We start from the raw sequence: 22245 nt of genomic DNA, 5'->3' as shown, positions 1-22245 counted from the left end.
GTAGGCCGGCGCAGGTGCGCGCCGATGAACAGGAACACCTGGCCCCGGTCGGCGCCGTCGTCCTCCAGGGCCCCCTCCGGCAGCGGCGGGCCGTAGGTCGTGCGGCGCCGGAGCACGCGGTGGATCCGCACCGTGTCTCCGCCCCTCAGCGCGTCGCGCGGGTTCGCGCGCCGGATGTGCGAGCCCGGCGGGGTCTTGTACCCCTTCGGATCGTCACGGTAGAGGAAGGCGTTGTTGCGCGTCGGGTCGGCGCCCAGAGCAGCCTCGTCCTTCTCCGGGCTGAGCGCCAGCGGCGCGCCGCTCCGCCAGCGCTCGGGCTGTCCGGAATTCCGCGGTTTGCAGCGAGCGCCAACCTCTTCCTCGGGAGTCGCCGAGTTCGCCTTCAGGAACTGACGGAAAGCCGAGGTCCCCGTGGGACAGAGGCCGGGAACCATCGAGTATCGGATATTCCCGGATACCTTCGTCAAGGTGGTCGGACACTACCCTCCGGGAGGCGCGCCCCAAGTCGAGGCAAGAGGACCGCGTGCTCTTGCGCTTCTCGTCCGTGAGCTGCAGATCCTTCAGAAGACGCCCGATGTAGGGGGTTACATGCCATGAGATGCCTCCCGAGCCAGCCGTTCGGCCACCGCGGATAGCCGAACAGAAAATGATGTACACCTCGGGGAAGCGTTCTAGTACGAAAACAGCCGCCGGTCACGAAAGCGAGATGATATGAGCCGGACACGGAATTGCGCCGATATTCGACCGCTTGCAGAAGCGCTGCCAAGAGCAGACGAAGAGATAGAGGCAGGGAGATTCGGTACGGTGCTCCCCAGGTCACGCGGGTTCACGCTCATCGCCAAGGTCATACCAGGACGGGAGGATGTGGTTCGCGCACACGGTAAGACCATCGAGAATCTGATAAAGGAGCAACCCCAGGCGCTCGCTCCGCTTGCGCTCCATTATTTGCGCTGGGCCACCTACAAGGAAGGTGACACCACGTGGTTCCTTTATATCGGCTTCTTCGACACGGATTTCGACAAGTATATAGAGGACGCGGTGCTGCTCTTCAAACAGGCAGGCCTCAATACGATCTTCGAGCAGCTCGAAGGCTTTCCGTTGGACTGGAAGGAAAATCCTGCCTCGTTCGCCAAGTTCGCACGTGAGCACGCAGCTGAGCCATTCATGGAATACGCGGAGTATCCGGACGCCACCGGAGTGGAGGTGGTCAAGGCGCTCAAAGTCAAGTGCGCCCTTTCCACGATGCTCGACCAGATGCAGTGAGCTCATTCTCTGGTTGCGAGACAGGGAGCAGAATTCCCGTTCCTGTCGCGATTGACCTGGAGACTTTCTGGAGAAACCTCGCGCTAAATGGAACCAATCGCGATGGAGGAGATCGATGCCCGAGTCAGTCAGCGGCCTGCTCGAACTGGATGACATACAGAGCGGGGTCTTGCGCCCACGGCCTGCGCCGTACGTGGCGACGTACCTCTTGCTCCGCATCGACGACCGCAAGGCAGGGCGGGAGTTGATGAGGCGGCTCAGCAATGTGGTGGTCTCGGCCGCCCGCCGCGAGAGTCCGGCGGCCGATACTTGGGTGAGCGCCTCGCTCACCTTCCAGGGCCTCAAGGCGCTCGGCGTGCCGCAGGAGTCGCTCGATAGCTTCGCGTGGGAGTTCCAGCAGGGGATGGCCGCGCGCGCGCGCCACCTGGGAGACACCGGCGATAGCAGCCCTGAGCACTGGGAAGCACCGCTCGGAACTCCAGACGTCCACGTCGTGATCACTGCGCTGTCGCCGGACGCGCACGGCCTGGAGGCGGCGCTTGAGCGCGCTCGAGAAGCGATCCAGGCGTTGCCGGGAGTTGCGTTGATCTGGCGCCAGGATTGCTATGCGCTGCCCGGTCCAAGGGAACACTTCGGGTTCCGGGACGGCATGAGCCATCCCGCGATCGAGGGCAGCGGCATTCCGGGAACCAACCCGGCGCAGCGTCCTTACAAGGCAGGTGAATTCGTCCTGGGCTACCCGGACGAGCTGGGCGGCACCCTGACGCCCCAGCCCGAGGCACTGGGCCGCAACGGGACCTACGTGGCTTTTCGTAAGCTGTACCAACGCGTGGCGCTGTTCCGCCGATACGTGAAGGAGAACTCTCTCGGACCGGACGACGAGGAGCTTCTAGCGGCAAAGATGATGGGGCGCTGGCGGAGCGGCGCGCCCCTGGCGCTCAGCCCATCCAGCGACAATCCCGAGCTGGGAGGCGACCCGCTACGCAACAACGCATTCCTCTATGGAGACGACCCGACAGGCTTCAAGACTCCTCTCGAATCACACATTCGCCGAGTGAACCCACGAGACTCGAGTGTGGCGGGTATAGTCGGCCTGCACCGGATGATCCGGCGTGGAACGGTCTATGGTCCTCCGCTCGCGGAAGGGGTTCTGGAGGACGATGGTGTCGACCGGGGGTTCATATTTGCCTTCGTTGGAGCGCACCCGGGGCGGCAGTTCGAATTCGTGCAAACGGAGTGGGTCAACAGCGGCGCTTTCATCGGGGCGGGCAACGCCAAGGACCCCATCGCCGGATCGAATGAGGGGGACGGCGATTTTACAATTCCACGACGGCCGATCCCGCGGCGCCTCCACGGATTGCCGCGGTTCGTCGTGACAAGGGGCGGTGAGTACGCATTCATGCCGGGGCTGCGAGCCCTGCGATGGCTCGCTGATCTCCAGACATGAGCTGCGCTTTCACCTGACGATGGAACGAGACGGTCGGTCCCGCAGGATGTGATGTGCGCCGCCGTACCAATGATGCTGGCGTGCGTTTTGCGGATGTTCGCGGATGGAGGAGCTCACAAGGTGGCACGGCCGCGATCGCCGTCGGAACGTGCACGAGGAGGCAGACGATGCCAGCCCACGCGATCAAGCCAATCGGGCTCTTTTTGGGGTTGCTCTGCTTGGGGATCGGGATCGCGCCGGGCGTACGCGCTTCGACCCTCCGGACCACGTCCGGAGACATCGCCGTCTCCAATCTGGAGAGCTCGCTCCGCGCGGCCTGGAGCGACTATCTCCGATTCGCCCGAAAAAACGGCGCGCCGGATCGCATCGTCCAGATCGAGCAGTTGAAGGCGCAGTTCCTGGGCGACATAGAGTCACCGGATCGCCTCCATCACCTTGCCGCAGAGCTCCGTCGCCATGAGCCCGAAGCCGGCGAGACCTACCTGCTATCGGCGAGGATCGCGGCGTACTTGCATCGATTCGAGGAGGCCGAAGCCGACCTCCGCCAAGCCGGGCGCCGCGGCGTCCTGGCGGCCATGACCGAGCCGGTGCGGCTCTCGATCCAGCAAGCGACCGGCAAGCATCTGGCGGAGGTATTGGCTGTGCGTCGCAGAAGGGCGCAGACCATCTCCGGCATCGACGAGCTCCTCCCCCTTGCGGCCTTGCTGGTGGACCTCGGCGAGTACGAGGAGGCGGACCGCGTGTATGCACGGGCGCTCGCCCAGTACCGCGATGTCTCCCCGTTTCCGCCGGCGTGGGTCTGCTTCCAGCGCGGGGTGCTCTGGGGCGAGCGCATGCCCGCGCCGCAGCCCGAGAGAGCTCGGCGCTATTACGAAATGGCGCTGGCGTACTTGCCGACTTACGTTCCGGCGCGCGTCCACCTCGCCGAGCTCTACGCCAGGCGCGGCGCTCTCGCCAAGGCGGAGGCGCTCCTCACCCCCGGGGCACGCCGCGGCGACCCGGAGTCCAGGTGGCGCCTTGCCCAGGTCCTGAAGGAGCAGGGCCGCGCCCAGGAAGCGCAGGAACAGTTGCTTGGGGCCAGGGCCTCCTACGATCGGCTCCTCGCGCGGCACGAGCTCGCCTTCGCCGATCACGCCGCCGAGTTCTACCTCGGTGACGGCAATGACGTGCTCAAGGCGCTGTCGCTGGCTCGCCGCAACCTGGCCAACCGGCCGACGCTCCGCGCCTTCGAGTTGGCCCACGAGGCCGCCGTCCGCGTCGGTGAACGACGACTCGCCGCCAATCTGCTCGCCGAGGCCCAGGCGCGCCTGGGGAACACGAAGGCCTTTCAGGGGTCTCCTCTCTCGCGCAAGAACCGATCAACGGAGAAGAACCCCCATGTGCCACAGGCCCACATCGAGTGAAGCGGTCGCCCGCCGCCGGGGGAATACGGTCATGCCGCTCCTCCGTCTCCTGCTCGGGATCATTGTTCTCGGGCCCATCGGCGGTCTTCCGGCCATCGCGTCGGATCACATCGACGGGCCGCGCTCCATGGGCGATCCGGCGGCAGACCTGAATGATCTGTACGCTTTTCAGAGCCCGGAGCGAACCGACCACACGGTGCTCATCGCCAACGTGTTCCCGTTCGCGGGCGACTCCGCGTTCTTCTCCGACGCCGTGAACTACATCATCGCGATGCGCCGCGTCCATGTCGCCGGATCGGGGAACGAAGCCCGCTTTCAGGCCGCCAAGGAGGAGCTGAAGTTCACCTGCAAGTTCGAACCGCTCGAAGCCTCAACGAGCGGCGGCAAGCCGCGCCAAAGGGGGGCGTGCACGTTGCCTGGCGGGAGGACCTTGCCGCTGGTCGTCGGCGACGCGCGAGGCGCTGCCACGCCCGATGGCGCCTTCCGTATCTTCGCCGGGCTGCGGTCGGACCCCTTCTTTTCCGGCTGGGGGCACCCGCCCCGCAGCGCGATACCGAAGGCCATCCCCAACGCCCTCCAGGACAACAACGTCCTGAGCATCGTCATCGAGCTCGACACGACCAAGGTGCTCGAGCCGCGCAAGGGATCGCTGTTCGGGGTCATCGCAGAGACAACGCCCGGCGCCGCAGGGGGGGGGTTCACGAGCGACGTCCCGCGGATCGACCGGATCGGACGGCCCGAGGTGACCAACCTCCGCATGTTCGTCGATGGCGAGATCGACCTGCGGGACCTGTGGAATCAGGAGGATCCGTTCGCGGTCGACCCGAAGCGCCTGCCGCTCTACAGAGATCGCCTGCTCCTCTCACTCGATCTCTGGGACAGGCGGGACGGCAAGGTCGATTGGACAGAGGCCGGGCGCAGGGCCCTGGTGAACGTGCTCCTGGACGATTTTCTCCTGATTGATGTGACCAAGCCGACCACCGACGACAGCCATCGAGAGATCGAGCACAGCACGCTCGAGGGGAAGAAGTACGCCACGGGCGGGGGCAGGACCCTCGACGCCAATGTCATGAACATCTTCATCTCGTACGAGGTCAACCGTGGCAGAGGGCCTATGCTCCGCGGCGGGGCCAAGGGCGCCACGCAGCCGGGGGGCAAGACGTTCCCCTACGTGCAGCCCCCCAACGTGACGCCGATCGAGATCACCCGCGCAGTCAACCTCGCCGCCGGCAGCAAGGAAGTCTGGAAGGTGATCGGGCGCTTCGACGGGCTGATGGACTGGCACCCGATGGTCGTGCGGTTGGAGACGGTCGGGAGAGGGGTCGGCCAGCTGCGGAAGAGCTTCATGACGGACGGATCTGAAGTCGTCGAACGGCTAGAGGAGCTCGACGACGCCCGGCGGCTCATGCGGTACACGATGGTGAGCGGGTTGCCAGCCTCGGACTACACGGGGGTCATCCAGGTCAGGGACAAGGGCGCGGGTTGCACGGTGGAGTGGCGGGTGAGCTATCGGCTCAAGGGCGCGGGTACCCCGTTCATAGGCGCAACGGTCAATACCATCATCTCCAAGGGCCTCGAGGGCTTGAAGACGCGTTTCGGCGTGCTCCAATAAAGCCCTTTATCGTCTCCCGAGCTGAGCGAACCAATCGGCCGGATCGACGGGGCCGTCCACAAGCTGCGCCGTGGCAAATCCGAAATTGTTCGATCGCGACGAGCGCGACGCCGCTCGCTTTGTCGGAGTCGGGTAGCGCCCAAGCGCACCATCGGCATCAACAACGGTGCTTGGTAACACGGCTCAGCTCACCACGACAGCGCGGCCATCAGCGGTGTAAATCACCGCCTTTGCCGCGGCGAGCGCGGCCGCCGGCGGCGTGGGCTCGATCGACGGGCGATGAGCCGCCACCTTCTTCGACGAGCTCGTCGAGCTCGTCGAGCGCACGAACGGCCAGAAGAGCTGCTCAGCCCAGGGCTCGGCCGGTGCGTCGTCGGGCAGCCCGAAGCCCTCCTGCCGAGCGTGCGGGATCACGAGCGTGCCGTGGATCACATCGAAGCAGATGAGGGCGACGCCATAGTTCTTCATGGCATTGCCGTAGCGGCCGACGCCGTGGTGGGCGTGGTGGGTGTCGGGCAGCGAGATGACGCGCTCGATCACCCACATGAAAGGACGCGTGAAGCGGTTGCGCTGAAGCGGCAGATCCCAGCGGAGATCGGAGTGCTCCATCAACACCATCAGAGTCCTGAAGGCCAACCCAGCCGCGTAGGCACCAGGCTGGCCGAGCCAGATGACGGCCGGGCCCAACCACGCGCCCGGCACCAGCACATGCCACAGCCAGTTTTGCCGGTAACCGACGCCGATATTCATGTTGCGCGGGACGTGGTGCGGTTTGTGGATACGCCACAGCCACGGCCATTCATGGCTCTTGCGGTGGAACCAGTACACCGCGTACTCGTCGGCGAGCACGTAGATCGGGAAGGCGAGCCAGAAGCTCACGCCCGCGAGCGCCCCCTCCGAGCGCGGCCAGATCGCCGTGAACGCCCAGATCAAGGCGGCGAAGGATGCGCCGCGTACCAGCAGGAAGTTACCGAGACTCACGAGGCTCGCGCCCAGCTCCCGCATGGTGAGCACGCCGGGGCGCCGGTACAGGCCGAACGCGATCTCCAAGGCGGCGAAGATCGCGATGAGAGCGAGGGCGATCAGAGCATTTCCGAGCATGATGCCTCTCCTTCCGCGCGTCGTGTCCGGGCTCGTGCCCCCGCCGAGGTGGCGAGGGCGATCGAGCCACGGTCCAGGAACTTGTCGCAATGCACGTGGTCCGGCGGGATCGTGCCGCGCAGCACGTCGAGCGCGCCGTCGATCATCCCGGGCGGCCCGCACAGGTAGGCCGCGCGATCGGCGTGGGCCACGGCGACCTCACGGAGGTAGTCCGTGACGTGCCCCTTCCGCCCTGTCCAGCTCGAGCCTTCGGGCTCTCGCGAGAGCACGGGCACGAAGGCGAACCGCCCTCGCCATCGCGCCTCGATCGAGGCGATGGCGTCGAGCGCGTAGAGGTCCTGCCGGGTGCGCGCGCCGACGACCAGCGTCACGTCGCGAGCGAGCCCGTCCGAGATCCCTTGCTCGAGGATCGCGCTGATCGGCGAGAGGCCAGTGCCTCCTGCCACACACAGGAGCGACCGCCCGGCCTCGTGGTAGCGGAAGCCGCCGTGTGGCCCCGAGAAGCCGAGTCGCGAGCCCGTGCGATCGGCGGCGAAGAGCCAGTCGGTGAAGGCGCCGCCCGGGACGTGGCGGATATGAAAGAGCGCCCTTCGCGGCGAGGCCCGAGCCGGTGCCTGGGCGAACGAGTAGCAGCGCGGCTCGCCAAGCCCCGGGACGCCGGGCGCTGTGAGCTGCGCATACTGCCCGGCCACGTAGCGGATCTCCGCAGCGAGGCCGACCTCGATCGCGAGGATGCCGGGCGCGAGCGGCGTCACGCGCGTGATGCTCGCGTCCGTCTGCACCGGCTGCACCGGCGCAGGCCTCGCCGAGCGCTCGCGGCCGATGCCCGGGACCTCGACCTCCACGTCCTCCGACTCGGCCAGGCTCTGGCAGGCGAGGACGAAGCCGGCAGAGAGCTCCTCGGGCGTGACGTGGCGAGAGATATCCTTTTTGAGACGGACATGCCCCTTGGTGAGCCGGCACTTGCAAGTGCCGCACTCGCCCACGTTGCACATCCGGGGGAACGGGATGTTCGCGCGCGCGGCTGCGCTGAGCAGCGTCTCTCCGGGCTCGATGGTCGCCGCGCGCTCGCTGCCCAGGACATGAAGCGTCCCGCCTCGACCGCCCTTCCGGCGGACAGATGAAAATCCGAACATGATGTGTTCTCTTTCTGTGGATGGCCACCCAGGTCCGCGGCACCTGGCCGCGCGCTCGGGTCGCTCTTCGCTGGGCCGCCCCTTGCTGGTGCAGCCCTGAGCGCACGGATTTCATGGGCGGCGACCCACGAAAAGCCCAATCAAGAAACGGTATGAGTCAGATGGCCAGCGCGAATATTCCGCTGAATCCGGGGTCGCGCGCCTCCTCCTGAATCAGCCCGCCCGCCGAGGACAGGTCAGACGCGGCTGCAGAGATCGATGAGCGATCGCCGGAGCCACTGATGGGCCGGGTCGGCCTCCTGACATACGTGCCACATCATGAACAGCGGGATCGGGTGGATGGGCAGGGGACAGCTCACCACCCGGACGGGGAAGTGCTGCTCGAACAGCCGTGCCAGGGGGAGCGGCAGCGTGCAGACGAGGTTCGACTGCGAGACGATGAACGGCATCGATAGATAATGGGGGACCTGCACCTGCACGCGCCGCGATAGCCCCACGACGGCCTGGGTATGCTCTGCCAGGTCGGTCTGGCCCTCGCGCGGCTCGAGGATGACGTGTTCGAGCGCCATGTACTCGTCGACGGTCAAAGAGGGCCCCACGGTCGGATGATCCTGGCGCACCAGCGGGACGAGCTCGATGTCGAGCACGCGCTCTCGCCGGAACCCCTCGCCCGGGATGACGACATGATCCAGGACGAGCTCGACCTTGCCGAGCCGCATTTCATTCTGCAGCAAGGCCCCAGGCTCGCGGCAGATCTCGATCCGGACGCGAGCGCCGAGCTGCTCGAGCCACTGCAGAAGCCGGGGCAAGAGAACGGCCTCTCCGAGGTCGCCGATCCCCAGCTTGAAGGTGTGGCTCGCCGTGTAGTCGAAGGCGTCAGGCTGAGCGAGCGAGGCCTGGATCAGGTCGAGCGCCCTCCGGATCGGGCCGGCGAGCGAGAGGGCGCGCGGCGTCGGAGCCATCTCCTTGCCGCAACGCACGAAGAGATCGTCGTCGAGCAGGAGCCGCAGCCGGGCCAGCGCGCTGCTCACGGCGGGCTGGGTCATGCCGAGGCGCTCGGCTGCGCGTGTCACGTTGCGCTCGAGGAGCATGACGTCGAGCACGGTCAGCAGATTCAGGTCCACGGCGCGCAGGCGAGGAAGCGGCGGTGCGCTCATGCGGAGAGGGTAGCGCAGCCCCGCCACGTGCCGCGCTCGGCCCGCGGGGGCGAGCGCGGCCTGAACGGATGATGCGTGGTATGGGCGTCCTCGCCCCGCCTGCCGTTCCAGCATGTATAACCTAACTTGGCGCTGCTCCGATGAAAAATCGCATCCGCGATGCCATCGTCGTCGTCCGACATCCACGCGACACGCGTGGTGGAAGGGAGAGAGACGATGCGGATATTGCTGACGGGAGTGGGGACGCGCGGTGACGTGCAACCTGTCGTTGCCTTGGCCGCCGAGATGCGGCGTCGGGGGCACGACGTGAGGCTGTGCGTTCCGCCGAACTTCATCGACTGGGTGGGCGGCTTGGGCTTCACGGCGGCCCCGATCGGAATCGCGATGCGCCAACCGAGCGGGGCCGCCGCCGCGCAGGCCTCCCTGCCGACGCCGGAGCAGATCCGCGCGCTGGTCGAGCACCTCGTGAGAGACCAGTTCGACGCGACAGCGTCGGCCGCCGAGGGATGCGACGTGATCGTGGCCGGCGGAGAGCACCAGTACGCCGCACGGTCGATCGCGGAACGGCTGGGCATCCCGTCCGTGGTCGCCGTGTACGCGTCGGTGGCCCTGCCGTCGCCGGATCATGCGCCCAGCGGGGAGCCCGGGGGTGACCCGGAGTCCAACCTCCGGCGCTGGCAGGACGAATCGCGGAGCTGGAACGAGCGCATTCTCGAGCGGCTCAACGACAATCGGAAGCGACGGGGCCTGGGTCCGCTGAGCGATGCCCGCAGTCACATCCTGGGCGAGGCTCCGTGGCTCGCGGCGGATCCGGTCCTTGGGCCGCTGCCGGCGACTCCCGGCCTGAAGCCCACGCAGACGGGAGCCTGGCTCCTTCCCGATCAGACGCCGCTCGTGCCCGAGCTGGAAGCGTTCCTCGCCGCCGGCGAGGCGCCCGTCTACGTCGGCTTCGGCAGCATGCCTGCGGACCAGCAGACTGGCCGCATCGTCATCGAGGCCGTGCGGGCTGCGGGGCGCCGCCTCGTCCTGTCGCAGGGGTGGGCCGAGCTCGGTCTTGTCGACGACGCCCCCGACTGCATCGCGATCGGCGACGTCAACCACCAGGCGCTGTTCCCGAGGGTCGCCGCGGTTGTGCACCACGGCGGCGCGGGCACGACCACGACCGCGGCGCGCGCGGGCGTCCCGCAGGTGATCGTCCCGATGTTCGCCGATCAGCCCTATTGGGCCTCGCGCGTCCGGGCGCTCGGGATCGGGACGTCCGTGGCTCGTGGAGCGCTGAGCGCGGAGTCCCTCCTGGCCGCGCTGGGGGGCGCCCTCGATCAGGGGGTCGTTGCTCGCGCGGCCGCGCTCGCCGGCGCCGTGGCGGTGGATGGCACGGCCGTCGCCGCCGACCTCATCGAGCGGGCCTCCGCGTAACCTCGGGGGGTCGCCGCGGGCCACGCAGCCGAAGTGAGCTGGCCGGGGGCCTGCGTGACGACCCGCCGGTTGGAGGAGGCTCACGGGCACTGTTGGCTCCTGGAGGCGCCCGCGTGGCATACTCGGCTGGACCATGAACGAGCCGGCGCGCAAGATCCTCGGGACGTACACGGAGTACCTCGATCAGGAGCGGGCGAGCCCGACGAAGCACGAGTTCCTGAACGGCGAGATCTTCGCGATGGCCGGCGGAACGCCGGAGCATGCGCGCCTGTGCGTGAGCGTCGGCGCCGAGCTACGGGCGCATCTCCGCGGGCGGCCCTGCGCGGTCTACTCCTCCGACCTGCGCGTCCGGGTGCAGGCGACCGGGCTCTCGACGTACCCTGACGTCAGCGTTGTTTGCGGCAAGCTCGAGCGCGATCCTGTCGACAAGGACGCCGCGCTGAACCCGATCGTCCTGGTCGAGGTCCTCTCCGACAGCTCGGAGGCCTACGATCGGGGGCAGAAGTTCGCGCACTACCGGCGGATCCCCTCGCTCCGGGAGTACGTGCTCGTCTCGCAGCACGAACCGCGCATCGAGGTGTTCCACCGCAACGAGGATGACTCGTGGACACTCCGGGAGGCCCGCGCAGCAGAGGGCGCGCATCTGGAGACGATCGGATGCACCCTGTCGGTCGACGAGGTGTACCGAGATCCGCTCGCCGAGGTCGCGACAAAGGAGGAGCCCACCCTCGCCTAGGGGGGCCTCGAGGCACAGATCGTCCCCGCCGTGCTCGCCAGCGCGGCGGCCAGCTACTTCGCCCAGAGCACCGAGAGGTCGAGCTCATGTGCGTAACCTGCCCGGGGGCGCGCGGCTGGACAAGGCGGTGAGGAGCAGGCCGGGGCGGCGCGCCGGGGCCGGGCCGCTCATCGGCGCGCGGCGCGGTGTTCATCGGCAACGTGGAGCCGGGGGCGCGCGGCGCGGCGTGCGGAACAAGGCGGAGATCCAGCTTCCCTCACACGCCGGGTGGCGCGCCGGCGGAAGGCACCCGGACGCCTCCACCACCACCCCGCGCCGGGTGACACTACGTGTGCCCCGCCGTTTACAGATCTGCCTGCGAAATGACACTACGTGACCACCGGTATTCTCAGCAGGCCCTGCGAAATGACACTACGTGTGTCCCGCCGTTTACAGATCTGCCTGCGAAATGACACTATGTGACCACCGACGTACCCGCTCCGGGCTCCCGGCGAGGCGTTGCACCTCGGATCCCCGGCCCGCCCCCCGTCGCGCCGTCGCGTCGAGATCCTGCGCTCGTCAGAGCACACTTCCGACGGCGATGTGGCCCCACGGCCGCGCTCGCCTGGATCTACGCTCTCGAGATGGCCAAAGCCAAGACCAACAAAGAACCCACCGGGAAGGCGCCCACGGCGGCTCCCACGGCAACAACGACCTACCACGCCTGCTACAAGCGCTACGCCCCGCTGGCCGAGGCGCTCCCCGATGGGGAGATCGAGGTCTGTCGGGCGGACGTGCGGATCGCCTTCGCCAACGTGAAGCGGGGTGTCCAGGCCGCGTGCGCGGATCCGGCGCGCATCCGGCGGGCGCTGCCGGAGCTGCCGCTCGATGACGTGCTCGCGCTGCCGGACCTCGGCCGGGCCCTGATCTTCGCCGCCACGCGCGTCACGGCGAAGCCGGCGAGCACCGGCGAGATCGAGGCGAAGCTGGCGATCGTGATCGAGCTGCGCGAGCCGATGCTCACGCTCGCCGAGACGCTGGCGAAGCGGGCGCTCCTGCCGAAGGACGTGGTGGCGGAGATCCGGGCCGGCAGCGGCAAGTACGACCTGGCCAGCGACGGGATGGCGCTGGCCCACCTGTACGCGGAGCACGCGGGCGCGCTCTGCGGAAAGCACCCCTTCACGCAGGAGGAGCTCGACAAGCTGCGGGAGGCCAGCGAGTGGCTGCTCGACACCCTCACCCCCGACGGCGCCCGCCGCCCCGTCGCCAGGCAGCGCAGCGAGGCCGAGAAGATGCGCGACCGGCTCTGGACCCTCCTGGTCCGGCGTTACGCGGATCTGCGCAAGATCGCGTACTACTTCCACGGCGAGGCGTTCGACGAGGTGACCCCGAAGCTCCAGTCGCGCCTGTCGCGCTCCGCCGCCGCGGACGAGGCCGAGGAGGTCGAGGCCGAGGAGGGCGGCGGCGACGACCCGGGCGCTGACGAGACCGGCGGCGCCGTCGCGCAGCCGGCGAAGCCCGCCCTCCCGCCGTCTCCGTGAGCCGCGGCGCGTAGCCCGCCGCGCGGCGGGCTACGCGCGCGCATCGCCGCTGCCCGCGTGCAGCCACGCCGAACACAAACGGGTCCGGAGAGCCCCCCGTAATTAAGGGGATATGAGCGCACCTCTCTCGTCCCCCGCCGGCACCTCCCGCGACCGCACCTGGAACGCCCTTCATACAGCCGCAGTAGAAACGCTCCCCCGCACGTTCCGGCTCCTGGGCGTGGCCGAGGCCGACATCGACGACCTCCTCCAGGAGGTCCTCCTCGCTGCCTACCGGTCCCTGGATCGATTCGACCCCACCTGGTGCCCGCCCGCGGACGATGCCGATCCCGCGGGCCGGGACGCCTGGCGCCAGCACCGCAGCGCCGAGGCGCGGTGGGTGTTCGGTATCGCCTGGCGGAAGGTGGGCCATTACCTGGACCGCGCCCATCGCCGCCGCGAGGTGCCGAGCGGCCTGCTCCCGGCGCCGTGCGGCGAGGCCGTCGATCCCGCGCCGCTCAGCGAGCAGCGCGCCGTGGAGCGGGAGCGGCTGGGGCTCGTGATCGACGTGCTCTGGACGCTGGCCCCGGAGCGGCGGCTCCTCCTGGTCCTGCACGAGGCGTACGAGGTGCCGCTCGTCGAGATCGCGCGAGAGCTGGGCATCAACTACAACACGGCGACAAACCGGCTGCGCCTCGCCCGCGAGGACTACCGCGCTGCCATCCAGCGGCTGCGCCCGGAGCAGCGAGACGCGCTGCGCGGGTGCTGGCTCGGGTTCCCGCTGGCTTCGGCGTTTCTCGTGCACGAGGACGCCGGAGCGATGGCGCCCGCGCCGCCTGCGCCCGCGTCGCCTGCGCTCGCGCCGCCCGCTCCTGCGCCAGCGGGGCTCGCGGGCGCTCCTGCGCCAGCGGGGCTCGCGGGCGCTCCTGCGCCAGCGGGGCTCGCGGGCCCGCACACCTGGCTGGGGGAGCTGGGACGCGCGGTCGGGTGGAGCGTGGCGGGCGCTGGAGGCACCGTGGCCTTGCTGATCGTCTTCGCGCCGCCGCAACCGCTCTGGGCTGACCATTTCGGCGCGCTGGCGGCCGAGCTGCCCCGGGTGCGCCTCTCCCGCGTCGTGGAGATGGCGCCGCCGGAGAGGCCGGCGCCGCCGCCCAGCGCGCCGCCGCCCAGCGCGCCGCCGCCCAGCGCGCCGCCGCCCGACGCGACCTCCCGGCGCGATGTGGCGCCGCGTCCAGCGGCGCCGGCGGCCGCGCAGGGAGACTCGTTCGCCGAGGAATACCGGGTGCTCGACGCGGCGCAGGCGATGCTCTCCGCCGGCGATTCCGCCGGGGCGCTCCGACAGCTCGCCTTCCATGAGCAGCGGTTCCCGAGCGGCCGTCTGAGGTCCGTGCGCGAGCGGCTCCGGGAGCTCGTGCAGATGCGCCGGACCGGTCCGGCCGGCGGCGCGGCGAGGGAGGAGCCGTCGCGATGAGCCGGCCTCACGAGGAACGGGCGCAGCGCGCGCAGCGCGGGCGGCCCGCGCTCCGTGCCACGGGGCCTCTCCGCCACGCCCGGCGAGCGGCGTTTGCCGGCGCCGCCGTTCTGGGCGCCGCGTGCCCGCTCTCCGCCGGGGAAGCTCACGCCGAGCCGGGGCTGCGCCCGAGCGCGGCGCGCCTCGAGTACGTGCGCGGGCGTGGCGCCGAACGTTGCCCTGACGCGTCGTTCCTGCGCGCGCAGGTGGCGCGGGTGGCCGGCGCCGACCCGTTCCGGGACGATGCTCCGCTCCTGATCTCGGCCAGGATCGAGCGTCATGGGGCCGAGCTCGTGGCCTCGCTGGCGCTGCGCGACGGCCAGGGGGAGATCGGGTGGGCCGACGGGTTCGGCACCAGCAGGGCCTGCGAGGCGCTCGTCGCCGGCATGGGTCTCGCCATCGCGACGCGGCTCCTGAGCATGGCGGAGCGGGAGTCAGGTGAGCCTTCGCCGCGTGAGCCTGCGCAGGAAGATCCGCCGGGGCCGCCCGGGCCTCCGCCCCCTGCGGAGGCTCCGCAGGGTCCGCCGAGGCCTTTGCCGTCTGCGCAGGCTTCGCCAAGGCCTTTGCCGCCCACGCAGGCGGCGCGCGCGGCGCCGGCGCCGTCCGGCCGGGGCGCGCCGGAGCCGCGTATCGCTTCGGGAGAGGAGGCGACGGCGGATCCTCCCGAGCCGTTGCGGTTCGAGGCGGGGCTCGGGGCGACCGTCGGACTGGGGATCACGCCGGGGGTCGCGGCCGGAACGACCCTGGCCCTCGGCGTGCGCTGGTCCGACTGGTCGGTCGCCGTGGAGGGGCGGGGGCTCGTCTCGCTGGCGAAGGAGGTCGAGGGCACGTCCCTGGGGACGACGGCCTTCACGGCGACCACCGTGACCTGCCTTCGCGGCCGCCTCCTGTTCGGCTGCGGGCTTGCGACGCTCGGTGCTGTCCGGTTCGTCCCAGAAGACCCGTGGAACATGCGTGTACGCAGCAAGGCCCTGGTCGGGGTAGGGGCGCGGCTTGGCAGCGCGTGGCGGCTCTCGGACACGTGGTCCGTGCACGGCCACGCCGAGGCGATCTGGATCGTGGAAGACGTCTTGCTCAGGCGCGAGGTGGACAACGCCGTGACGCCAGCGCCGCTCTACTGGACGTCTCCGCCGCTCGGAGCAGCTCTCGGGCTGGGTGTTACGGCCAGCTACTGAACGGATCTGCGAGACGGGACCCGATGCTGCGAGGATTGGTGAGAAATATATGTGTCATTTCGGAATGGTGAACTTGCTGGCCACTGCCCGCGTCACGGGAGATGGTCGTTGTCTGCGTGGAGCGATATCGGGTAGCTTGTCGCGCATGCAGATCTACCCCTTGTTGACGGCAGGGCTTCTCCTGTTACCTGGCTGCGCCGGCGATCCGACCATCTACGGGCCTTGTCAGCCCAGTGAATACGGCTCTCCAGCATGCCCGTGGCCCGAGGAAGGTGGCGGCGGGGCCGGCGGCGAGGGTGGGGCCGGCGGTGAGGGCGGTGCAGGCGGTGAGGGTGGGACCGGCGGCGATGGCGGTGGGACCGGCGGCGGCGACGAGAGCGCCTGCGCCGGCAACTGCGTCTCGCCGGCGCCGCTCGGCTGGTTCGGCCCGGCGCTCCTCTGGTACGGCCCGCCGGACCAGGCGCCGGACTGCCCCGCCGCCGCGCCGAACGTCGGCTACCAAGGGTTCGCCGACCTGGCGCCGGCGCCGCTCGCCTGCGCGGCCTGCCTGTGCGACCCACCGGCGTCGGCCTCGTGTGAGCTCCCGCTGGGCTGGTCGGCGCATACGGCGGCGGTGTGTCCCGCGGACATCCCCGGCAGCGTCGAGACCGCCTTCGCGGCGCCCGACGGCTGGGACGGCGCCTGCACCGCCGCGAACGCGATCCCCGCGGGCCAGGACTGCGGCGGGCAGCCGTGCGTGCAGTCGCTCTCGGTCGAGGCGCCGACCGTGCTGGTGACTGCCGCCTGCACGCCCCGGGTGGACGAGCCGCCGCCGCCGGCACGCCTCGATCCGTGGCAGACCCGGGCGCTCGCCTGCCTGCCCGGCGCCTACACGGAGTGCCCGGACGACCGGAGCACCTGCATGCCGTCGCCCGGGCAGCCCGGGGTCCCGCCGCCCGGCGGCTTCCTGACGTGCATCTTCCACGAGGGCGACGTCACCTGCAGGGAGCCGTATCTCGACAGGCACGTCTTCTTCGGCGGCGTCGACGACGCCCGCGGCTGCTCCGAGTGCGGCTGCGGGGAGCCGGAGGGCGCGTCGTGCACGATCATGGCCTCGGTCTTCAGCGACGGCGCGTGCACGGAGACGCTCGTGTCAGCCGTCGTGAGCTCGACGACGCCGTTCTGCGGGGTCACGCCGCCCGGCGTCGCCCTCGGCAGCAAGTCGGCGGAGGTCGTCGCCGTCGATCCCGGCTCCTGCACGCCGAGCGGCGGTGAGCCGGTCGGGGAGATCCTGCCGGCCGAGCCGTCGACGTTCTGCTGTCTGGCGTAACACTCGGCTCAACTCGGTTGAGCGCCGTCCTTGGCCGGCCGCTCGCTCGACCCGAGCGCGCCGTCGGGGACAGGCCACACGATGTGCGAGGTCCAGCGCGGCGGGGGCATCGCTCGACGTGCTCACTCCTGGTCCAGGGGCGCGCGGTCGAGCTCCCCGTCGGCTCGCACGTGCTCGGCCGCACGCTCGCAGCACCACGCCGCGGACTCGCCGGACTCGCATGCGGCGCGGGTCGCGCGCGCGCTCGCGCCGAGCCTCGTGAGGCCCTGGCGTAGACGGAGGAGCCCCTCTCGCCTCTCCGACGAGACGGCTCCGCTCGCAAGCAGCGCGTCCGCCTTCTGTTCGTCGGACGAGAGCCGCACGAGCACCCCATCGAGCCGCGACGTCGCCTCCCGCATGGCCTGGAGCTCCCCCGCCGGCGCCTCCGCGGTCCGCATGTCCTCGATCCCCGCGTCCTCATAGGTCGATGTGACGTACCGAAGCACGGCCGGACCCGTGAGGTCACCCGGGTTGTATCCGTCGATGCCGGCCATCTGGGCGCGGAAACCGAGCGCGTCGGTGCTGGCATAGGCGAGCAAGCGCCCGAGCAGATCGGCGCAAGCCTCGACTCGGTCGCCTGTGCAGGTGCTCCTATCCTGCAAGAGCCGCTGGAGGCGGTCCGGGTGGCCCCCTTCCTGGAAGGCGCTGACCTCGATCATGACGTCCTTCGCCGCCTCCTGGATCTCCTTCACGCTCTCCTTGCTCTTCCTCACGAGTCCAAACAGGGCAGACACCGACAGCCTCTTCTTCAACCTCTCGTGCACGGCGCGGGACCGGGACGTCACGGACAACCCGATGTACAGGCGGTAGCCTACATCGATCTGTCGCACGAACTCGGTGCCGCACCGCAGGCGGCGCGCGTAGGCGTCGCTCATCGCGGTGATGCCGCGCCCGTACTGGTTCAAGGCGGCGTTCGGGCGCAGAACCAACGAGCCGAGCTGCACCTGGTATTCGAAGACGACCGCTTCGCGCTGGGTATCTTGCGCTATACGCGCGAAGTACTCGACAGACCGACTCACGCCGAGGATCCCGACGTCCACGCCGCCGCTGCCGTACCGATCGACGTTGTGCAACATGGTCTCGATGTCGCTCGCGTGATAGCTCGTCACCCAGGCGACGTTGCCGCCCAGCCGTGCCTGCTCGCCCGTGACGCAGACGTCCCGCATGCGCTGCGCCGCTGGATCGTAACCTGCGCCGAGCGCCACCTGGCCGTTGTCTCCGGCGAGGACGACGCTCGCCGCGCCTGCGGTCGGGGACGCAGCGAGGCTCAGCGCGGCGACGAGGGAGAGGCCGCGGCGCACCAGCTCACTCGTCGCCATCCTCGTATCCCGGACCCGAACCATACGCGAGGCTCCTCTCCGCCGGGCTTCCGGCGACACGCGCTCGGAGTCGATCGAGCTCCTCCGGATCGTACTCCTCGAGGGACCGAGCCAGCTCGATGCGGTCGCCCACGAACGTCTTGCGGATCTCGATCGGCTCTCCCTCGGCCAGCGCGCCGCTCGCGATGACGTCGCCGATGGCGCTCGCCGCGTAGCGCGGCTCCCCTCCGCGCAGGAGCGCGAACCTCAGGAAGTCGACGAGCACCATCCGCCGGCGGCGCGCCAGCGCCTGCTGCTCCGCGGGATCGTGCAGGCTGAGCCCGCGCGCCGCCTCGTCGATGAGCTCGCGATCCGAGGCGAGCGCGATCGCCTCGGCGATATCCTCGCGGGAGCGCAGCGCCTTGCGCTGAATGTCGACGAACCGCGATAACTCGGGCGTCAGACCCAGCAGCCTGGGATCATCGACCTCACCGAACGTGAGGCGCGCGCTTCGAGGCAAGCGCATCGGCGGCGCCGTCGCCCCCACGGCCGGCCCCGCGCTCGCGACAGCGCTCCGGCGGCCTGCCGTTCCACCACGCTCGTTGGCGGCGAGAGCCCTGCGATCAGGCGCAGGCGAGGTCGCGGTCGCGCCGGGGGCGTCGCGCCGTGGCGGGTCGCGCGGCCAAGCGATCCACAAGGCGGTGCCCGCGACGACCAGCGCGCCGATCCATGCACGTCGACGCGGCGGCGGGGCGGAGCTTTCAGCCACGCTCATCAAGGCCCTCCCTTCCTTTCGTGCATAGGGGGTCATCTCAGGAGCTTGCAGTCCTCGGTCTTTGCCTCGACCAACGCCCGGAGCAGCCCTCGGCATCGGTCATCCTCGTCCCTGCACTGAGCCTGGGCCTCCTGATCCCTGCAGACCACGCGGTTGCGGATCAGAATATCCAAGCGACGTTCGACCGCGCGAGAGACGGCGGCGTCGGGGCGCTCCAGGGCCTTCGCGACGGCGAGCGCGACCGAGAAGGGGATACGCTCCTTCATGCCATATGTCTCCTCACGGAATCGCTGCACCAGCTTGCCGAGCGCAAGGAGTGCCCTGCCGTAGTCGCGTGCGAGGCTTCCACCGCTGCGCACGGGCAGCGCGTCCGACGACGGCAGATCGGCCGACAGCAGGAGCGCCATGCGGATCTGGGCGTTGCTCGCGTCGGGCAGCTCGGCCGCGAGCTGCGCGGCGACGTAGGTCACGCGCGGCGCGGCGAACGATGTCCCTCGATCTGCGAGATCAGGGCTGTCGCCTTCGGCAGCGATGTCGACCACGGCCGCGCCGCGGTTCGAGTACCACTCCATCCGGCCGCCCGCAGCCGCGCCGACGACGATGACGTCGGACGACGATGCGCCGAGGCGCTGCGGACAGAGATCCATCCTGCCCACGTCGCGGCCGTCGTTGCCGGCTCCGATCACGAGGAGGAGCCCCGTGTCGAGCAATCCTTTCAAGCTGTCGCGGCACGCCGCGGCGTTCATCGGAAACTGCACGGAGACCGAGCCGACCCGCGCGCCCGCGCGCGATCTCGCCGCGCGCACAGCGGAGACCGTCATGGCCGACGACAAGGTGCTGCCCAGCGGAACGATCCGCGGTTGACGGAGCGCTCCACTGGAGGTGGGCCCTGCGCTCCCTCTCAGGATGGAGTTGACATGGTAGGTGTGGTTGCCAGCGGGGCGATCCGCGAACGGCGAATCACGATGCGACGGGATGAAGCCGCGCGCGTACTCGAGCGCACCGGAGGTCTCGGCGCGATACCATCCGAGCAGGCTAGCGCCCCTGCTCGGGACCGCGCTGGCGAACGGCCCGCGGAGGATCCAGCCGAAGGTCGCGGGGTCCCGGAGCGAGTAGCCGCTCTCGAAGGAGAGGATGGCGAGCTCGTTGCCTCCGAGCGTGACCGACGCTCGGTCGGTCACCTGGTCGAGCGCATCGGCCGGGTCGAGCAGCACGAAGTCGGACGTCTCCAGCGGCGCGAAGGACCCGTCGTACACCCGCACGCGTGTGATGAGCCTGTTGTCTTCGCGCACGACCGCGGGGACGTAGACGAGGCTCGGGTGATCGCCGAGGTCGAAGACGACCTTGCCCTCGACGAGCCGGTGGCTCGGGCTGAGGAGCTGAACCTCTCGATTCTGGCGGACGCCGTTGATGTACCGGTCGACCACGACCGCCTCACGCTGTCCGGTCGTCTCGTCCTGCTCGAGCACGACGCGCTGGAGCTCGCAGGTGTCGAGGCACGAGCTGCCCGCGCTCGCCGGGAGCCGACGCGCCTTGCGCATGAAGTCGCGGTCCATCGCTCGCGTCGTGGCGGCCGCGAGATCGTCCAGGTGCTCCCCCGAGGTGGTCGACGCAAGCTGCGGCCATGGGCGCGTGTGCGCGGGGTCGCCCAGCGCAGAGGCCAGGCCGTCCAGCGATGACGCGCGGAGGCTCACGTAGCCTGACGGTGGAGCCATGGATCCCATCGAAGGATGATGGAGCTGGTTCTCGAACGCGATCCTGACGACATCCTCGGAGAACGCCGGCGCCGTGCCTACCGCGACAAGGATCGTCGCGCGTGGGCTGTCCACCGGCGTCGCCGGGATCCGCGGCGAGAGCGACGGGGCGACGTCTCTCAACCAGCCGGTGACCTCGTGGGCCTGCACAGGCTCGACGACGAGGCCCAGCCTCGTGCTGCCATGCGTCCACACGCCGAGGCGTAGACAGACCTTGAGATCCCGTCCTGTCTTGCCAGCGCAGCTCGAGTTGAACAACCAGGCGTCGCTCGCGACGCAGCCTCGTGCCTCTCCTGAGAACACGAGAACGGGATCGGGCGGGCTCGTCCTGGGGCAGCGGCAATCCACGCCGTCGAACTCTCCGCCGCCGCCCTCGCACGTAGTGCGCAGCTCCGCGACTGGATCCGCCGGATCCGCGCCATACAGGACACCGGCGTCGCTCGTCCCGCCGCCGGGTCGCGGGGACGGCCGCCGCGGCTCCTCGTCGTCCGAGCCGGCCCCGCAGCCGGCCAGGAGAAATACGATGGCCATCGTGCGTGGCGTGCCGCCGACCCTCATGGGTGCACCGTGTTGGCTTCGAGGGGTGGCAGCGCGCCCGGGGACTGCACGGCGTCTTCCTCCAGCCCACGCGGCTCTACCAGCTCGTCCGGTAGATTCAGCCGGAAGATGTCACGGTTGAGGTACTCTGCGCCGTCGTTCTGGTACCAGGCGGAGCCGCTGAGGAAGCCCTCGGCGACGACGATCTGGCTCTCCAGCGACTCACCCTCCGGCGTGACGTTGTACACCTTCCCGAAGAAGCTCTCGATGCCGATTCGAACGATCTCGTCTTTCGATCCATCCACGCGCGCCAGGTGCTCACGGACGGCCAGCGTGCTCGCCTCGCGCATGTATCCCGCGCCGTCGACGAGCGGGTGATTCCCGGTGACCACAAGCCTCCCGCCGCCCCTGGTCTCGATCACGACGAGCTGGTGGTTGGTATCGCTCGATTCAATGGTGTACCGAGAGACGCGACCCAATTCCAGGGTCGGCTGGTCGAGCGTCGCGCCCTCGGCGAGCGTGACGATGCCGGGCAGGCGAGCGCCGGTGGCCTCTCCGATGGGAGTGTAACCGCCGTCGTAGAGGAGCTTGACAGTGGGTTTGTAGCAGGACGACCTGCACACGGCCCGGATCTGCCCGTCATCCGGCTTCCACCCCGAAGCAGAGCCAGAGATGGGCGCTCGCCACTCGGGCTGCTGCGCCGACTTCCACAGCGGGAACTTCGGCTGCTTCTTATACACGCCGCTCTGAAGCTTCAGCCACTCGGTGCTGGCTGAGTTGGTGGCGACATCGAGAGTTTCAAAGTGTTGGACATAGTCGCGCGTGCCCATTGTCACGAACGAGTAGTATTGCGCGATCGTCGCCGGGAAGTACTTGATCGACCACTCCACCCGGCCAATCGCCTCCGTAGGATTGAGCCAGTCCTCGCTGCAGCGCACGTCGACGTCATTCCGATATAGCATTACTTCGTCCCAGTCTGTCTGCATCTGGGCGAGCCCGATGCTCGCCCAGAGGACAGATGCCGCGCCGAAGAGAGCCGCCAGCTGGAGTCTTCCGATAGGTTTCATGACATCCTCCC

The 22245-nt window shown here is 69.4% G+C and carries 17 protein-coding genes and 1 pseudogene; 10 read left to right on the top strand and 8 right to left on the bottom strand.

What is annotated here, in order from left to right; all coding sequences use genetic code 11:
- Positions 1–5 precede the first annotated feature (5 nt).
- Positions 6–404, bottom strand: a pseudogene (locus WMF17_RS20055) (Dyp-type peroxidase); the annotation flags it as partial.
- 307 nt (positions 405–711) lie between these two features.
- On the opposite strand from WMF17_RS20055, the gene WMF17_RS20050 reads away from it, so the two are divergent.
- From WMF17_RS20050 to WMF17_RS20035, 4 genes are all read left to right on the top strand, one after another.
- Positions 712–1263 (top strand): hypothetical protein, encoded by a 552-nt coding sequence (locus WMF17_RS20050; RefSeq protein WP_437650746.1) that lies wholly within the window; start codon positions 712–714, stop codon positions 1261–1263.
- 115 nt (positions 1264–1378) lie between these two features.
- Positions 1379–2710 (top strand): Dyp-type peroxidase, encoded by a 1332-nt coding sequence (locus WMF17_RS20045; protein WP_437650745.1) that lies wholly within the window; start codon positions 1379–1381, stop codon positions 2708–2710.
- Positions 2711–2877: 167 nt separating this feature from the next.
- Positions 2878–4113, top strand: a complete 1236-nt coding sequence (locus WMF17_RS20040; protein WP_437650744.1) for a tetratricopeptide repeat protein — start codon at positions 2878–2880, stop codon at positions 4111–4113.
- A gap of 31 nt (positions 4114–4144) precedes the next feature.
- Positions 4145–5725 carry a DUF4331 family protein gene (locus tag WMF17_RS20035; protein ID WP_437650743.1) on the top strand — a complete coding sequence of 527 codons (1581 nt, stop codon included), beginning with the start codon at positions 4145–4147 and terminating at the stop codon, positions 5723–5725.
- Between the two features lie 183 nt (positions 5726–5908).
- Here the strand turns inward: WMF17_RS20035 and WMF17_RS20030 are convergent, their stop codons facing one another.
- The 3 genes from WMF17_RS20030 to WMF17_RS20020 form a co-directional block, all read right to left on the bottom strand.
- Positions 5909–6826: a sterol desaturase family protein gene (locus WMF17_RS20030; RefSeq protein ID WP_437650742.1), complete on the bottom strand. Its 918-nt coding sequence runs from the start codon at positions 6824–6826 to the stop codon at positions 5909–5911.
- Positions 6808–7962, bottom strand: coding sequence for a 2Fe-2S iron-sulfur cluster-binding protein (locus WMF17_RS20025; protein ID WP_437650741.1), 1155 nt, complete (start codon positions 7960–7962; stop codon positions 6808–6810). Before WMF17_RS20025 ends, WMF17_RS20030 begins: the two co-directional genes overlap by 19 nt.
- 236 nt (positions 7963–8198) lie before the next feature.
- The gene (locus tag WMF17_RS20020) at positions 8199–9119 is read right to left on the bottom strand and encodes a LysR family transcriptional regulator (protein WP_437603671.1); all 921 of its coding nucleotides are present in this window, start codon (positions 9117–9119) and stop codon (positions 8199–8201) included.
- A gap of 216 nt (positions 9120–9335) precedes the next feature.
- On the opposite strand from WMF17_RS20020, the gene WMF17_RS20015 reads away from it, so the two are divergent.
- The 6 genes from WMF17_RS20015 (at position 9336) to WMF17_RS19990 (ending at position 16764) form a co-directional block, all read left to right on the top strand.
- Positions 9336–10535, top strand: coding sequence for a glycosyltransferase (locus WMF17_RS20015; protein ID WP_437650740.1), 1200 nt, complete (start codon positions 9336–9338; stop codon positions 10533–10535).
- A gap of 133 nt (positions 10536–10668) precedes the next feature.
- A complete protein-coding gene (locus tag WMF17_RS20010; RefSeq protein ID WP_437650739.1) occupies positions 10669–11271 on the top strand; it encodes a Uma2 family endonuclease in 603 nt (200 codons plus the stop codon).
- Between the two features lie 623 nt (positions 11272–11894).
- A complete protein-coding gene (locus WMF17_RS20005; protein WP_437650738.1) occupies positions 11895–12791 on the top strand; it encodes a hypothetical protein in 897 nt (298 codons plus the stop codon).
- A 112-nt stretch (positions 12792–12903) separates the two neighbouring features.
- The gene (locus WMF17_RS20000) at positions 12904–14241 is read left to right on the top strand and encodes an RNA polymerase sigma factor (protein ID WP_437650737.1); all 1338 of its coding nucleotides are present in this window, start codon (positions 12904–12906) and stop codon (positions 14239–14241) included.
- Positions 14238–15455: a hypothetical protein gene (locus tag WMF17_RS19995; protein WP_437603666.1), complete on the top strand. Its 1218-nt coding sequence runs from the start codon at positions 14238–14240 to the stop codon at positions 15453–15455. Before WMF17_RS20000 ends, WMF17_RS19995 begins: the two co-directional genes overlap by 4 nt.
- A 145-nt stretch (positions 15456–15600) precedes the next feature.
- Positions 15601–16764 carry a hypothetical protein gene (locus tag WMF17_RS19990; protein WP_437603665.1) on the top strand — a complete coding sequence of 388 codons (1164 nt, stop codon included), beginning with the start codon at positions 15601–15603 and terminating at the stop codon, positions 16762–16764.
- A 122-nt stretch (positions 16765–16886) separates the two neighbouring features.
- Here the strand turns inward: WMF17_RS19990 and WMF17_RS19985 are convergent, their stop codons facing one another.
- The 4 genes from WMF17_RS19985 to WMF17_RS19970 form a co-directional block, all read right to left on the bottom strand.
- The gene (locus WMF17_RS19985; protein ID WP_437650736.1) at positions 16887–18122 is read right to left on the bottom strand and encodes a hypothetical protein; all 1236 of its coding nucleotides are present in this window, start codon (positions 18120–18122) and stop codon (positions 16887–16889) included.
- Positions 18109–18627, bottom strand: coding sequence for a hypothetical protein (locus WMF17_RS19980; protein ID WP_437650735.1), 519 nt, complete (start codon positions 18625–18627; stop codon positions 18109–18111). Before WMF17_RS19980 ends, WMF17_RS19985 begins: the two co-directional genes overlap by 14 nt.
- A 281-nt stretch (positions 18628–18908) precedes the next feature.
- A complete protein-coding gene (locus WMF17_RS19975) occupies positions 18909–21161 on the bottom strand; it encodes a S8 family serine peptidase (RefSeq protein ID WP_437650734.1) in 2253 nt (750 codons plus the stop codon).
- A gap of 23 nt (positions 21162–21184) precedes the next feature.
- Positions 21185–22234: a Hint domain-containing protein gene (locus tag WMF17_RS19970; protein WP_437650733.1), complete on the bottom strand. Its 1050-nt coding sequence runs from the start codon at positions 22232–22234 to the stop codon at positions 21185–21187.
- Between the last annotated feature and the right edge of the window lie 11 nt (positions 22235–22245).

The sequence above is a fragment of the Sorangium sp. So ce362 genome (genome assembly GCF_051519845.1).
Lineage (GTDB): Bacteria > Myxococcota_A > Polyangia > Polyangiales > Polyangiaceae > Sorangium.
The sequence above is the reverse complement of the archived record's forward strand: the minus strand, read 5'-3'. Positions and strand labels throughout refer to the sequence as shown.

What these genes read in the sequence shown, in the direction of transcription:
- WMF17_RS19970 (WP_437650733.1), bottom strand. Translation starts at nt 22,234, where the DNA reads ATGAAACCTATCGGAAGACTCCAGCTGGCGGCTCTCTTCGGCGCGGCA.
- WMF17_RS19985 (WP_437650736.1), bottom strand. Translation starts at nt 18,122, where the DNA reads ATGGCGACGAGTGAGCTGGTGCGCCGCGGCCTCTCCCTCGTCGCCGCG.
- WMF17_RS20000 (WP_437650737.1), top strand. Translation starts at nt 12,904, where the DNA reads ATGAGCGCACCTCTCTCGTCCCCCGCCGGCACCTCCCGCGACCGCACC.
- WMF17_RS20045 (WP_437650745.1), top strand. Translation starts at nt 1,379, where the DNA reads ATGCCCGAGTCAGTCAGCGGCCTGCTCGAACTGGATGACATACAGAGC.
- WMF17_RS20025 (WP_437650741.1), bottom strand. Translation starts at nt 7,962, where the DNA reads ATGTTCGGATTTTCATCTGTCCGCCGGAAGGGCGGTCGAGGCGGGACG.
- WMF17_RS20030 (WP_437650742.1), bottom strand. Translation starts at nt 6,826, where the DNA reads ATGCTCGGAAATGCTCTGATCGCCCTCGCTCTCATCGCGATCTTCGCC.
- WMF17_RS20015 (WP_437650740.1), top strand. Translation starts at nt 9,336, where the DNA reads ATGCGGATATTGCTGACGGGAGTGGGGACGCGCGGTGACGTGCAACCT.
- WMF17_RS20035 (WP_437650743.1), top strand. Translation starts at nt 4,145, where the DNA reads ATGCCGCTCCTCCGTCTCCTGCTCGGGATCATTGTTCTCGGGCCCATC.
- WMF17_RS20040 (WP_437650744.1), top strand. Translation starts at nt 2,878, where the DNA reads ATGCCAGCCCACGCGATCAAGCCAATCGGGCTCTTTTTGGGGTTGCTC.
- WMF17_RS19980 (WP_437650735.1), bottom strand. Translation starts at nt 18,627, where the DNA reads ATGCGCTTGCCTCGAAGCGCGCGCCTCACGTTCGGTGAGGTCGATGAT.
- WMF17_RS19975 (WP_437650734.1), bottom strand. Translation starts at nt 21,161, where the DNA reads ATGGCCATCGTATTTCTCCTGGCCGGCTGCGGGGCCGGCTCGGACGAC.
- WMF17_RS20005 (WP_437650738.1), top strand. Translation starts at nt 11,895, where the DNA reads ATGGCCAAAGCCAAGACCAACAAAGAACCCACCGGGAAGGCGCCCACG.
- WMF17_RS20010 (WP_437650739.1), top strand. Translation starts at nt 10,669, where the DNA reads ATGAACGAGCCGGCGCGCAAGATCCTCGGGACGTACACGGAGTACCTC.
- WMF17_RS20050 (WP_437650746.1), top strand. Translation starts at nt 712, where the DNA reads ATGAGCCGGACACGGAATTGCGCCGATATTCGACCGCTTGCAGAAGCG.
- WMF17_RS20020 (WP_437603671.1), bottom strand. Translation starts at nt 9,119, where the DNA reads ATGAGCGCACCGCCGCTTCCTCGCCTGCGCGCCGTGGACCTGAATCTG.
- WMF17_RS19990 (WP_437603665.1), top strand. Translation starts at nt 15,601, where the DNA reads ATGCAGATCTACCCCTTGTTGACGGCAGGGCTTCTCCTGTTACCTGGC.
- WMF17_RS19995 (WP_437603666.1), top strand. Translation starts at nt 14,238, where the DNA reads ATGAGCCGGCCTCACGAGGAACGGGCGCAGCGCGCGCAGCGCGGGCGG.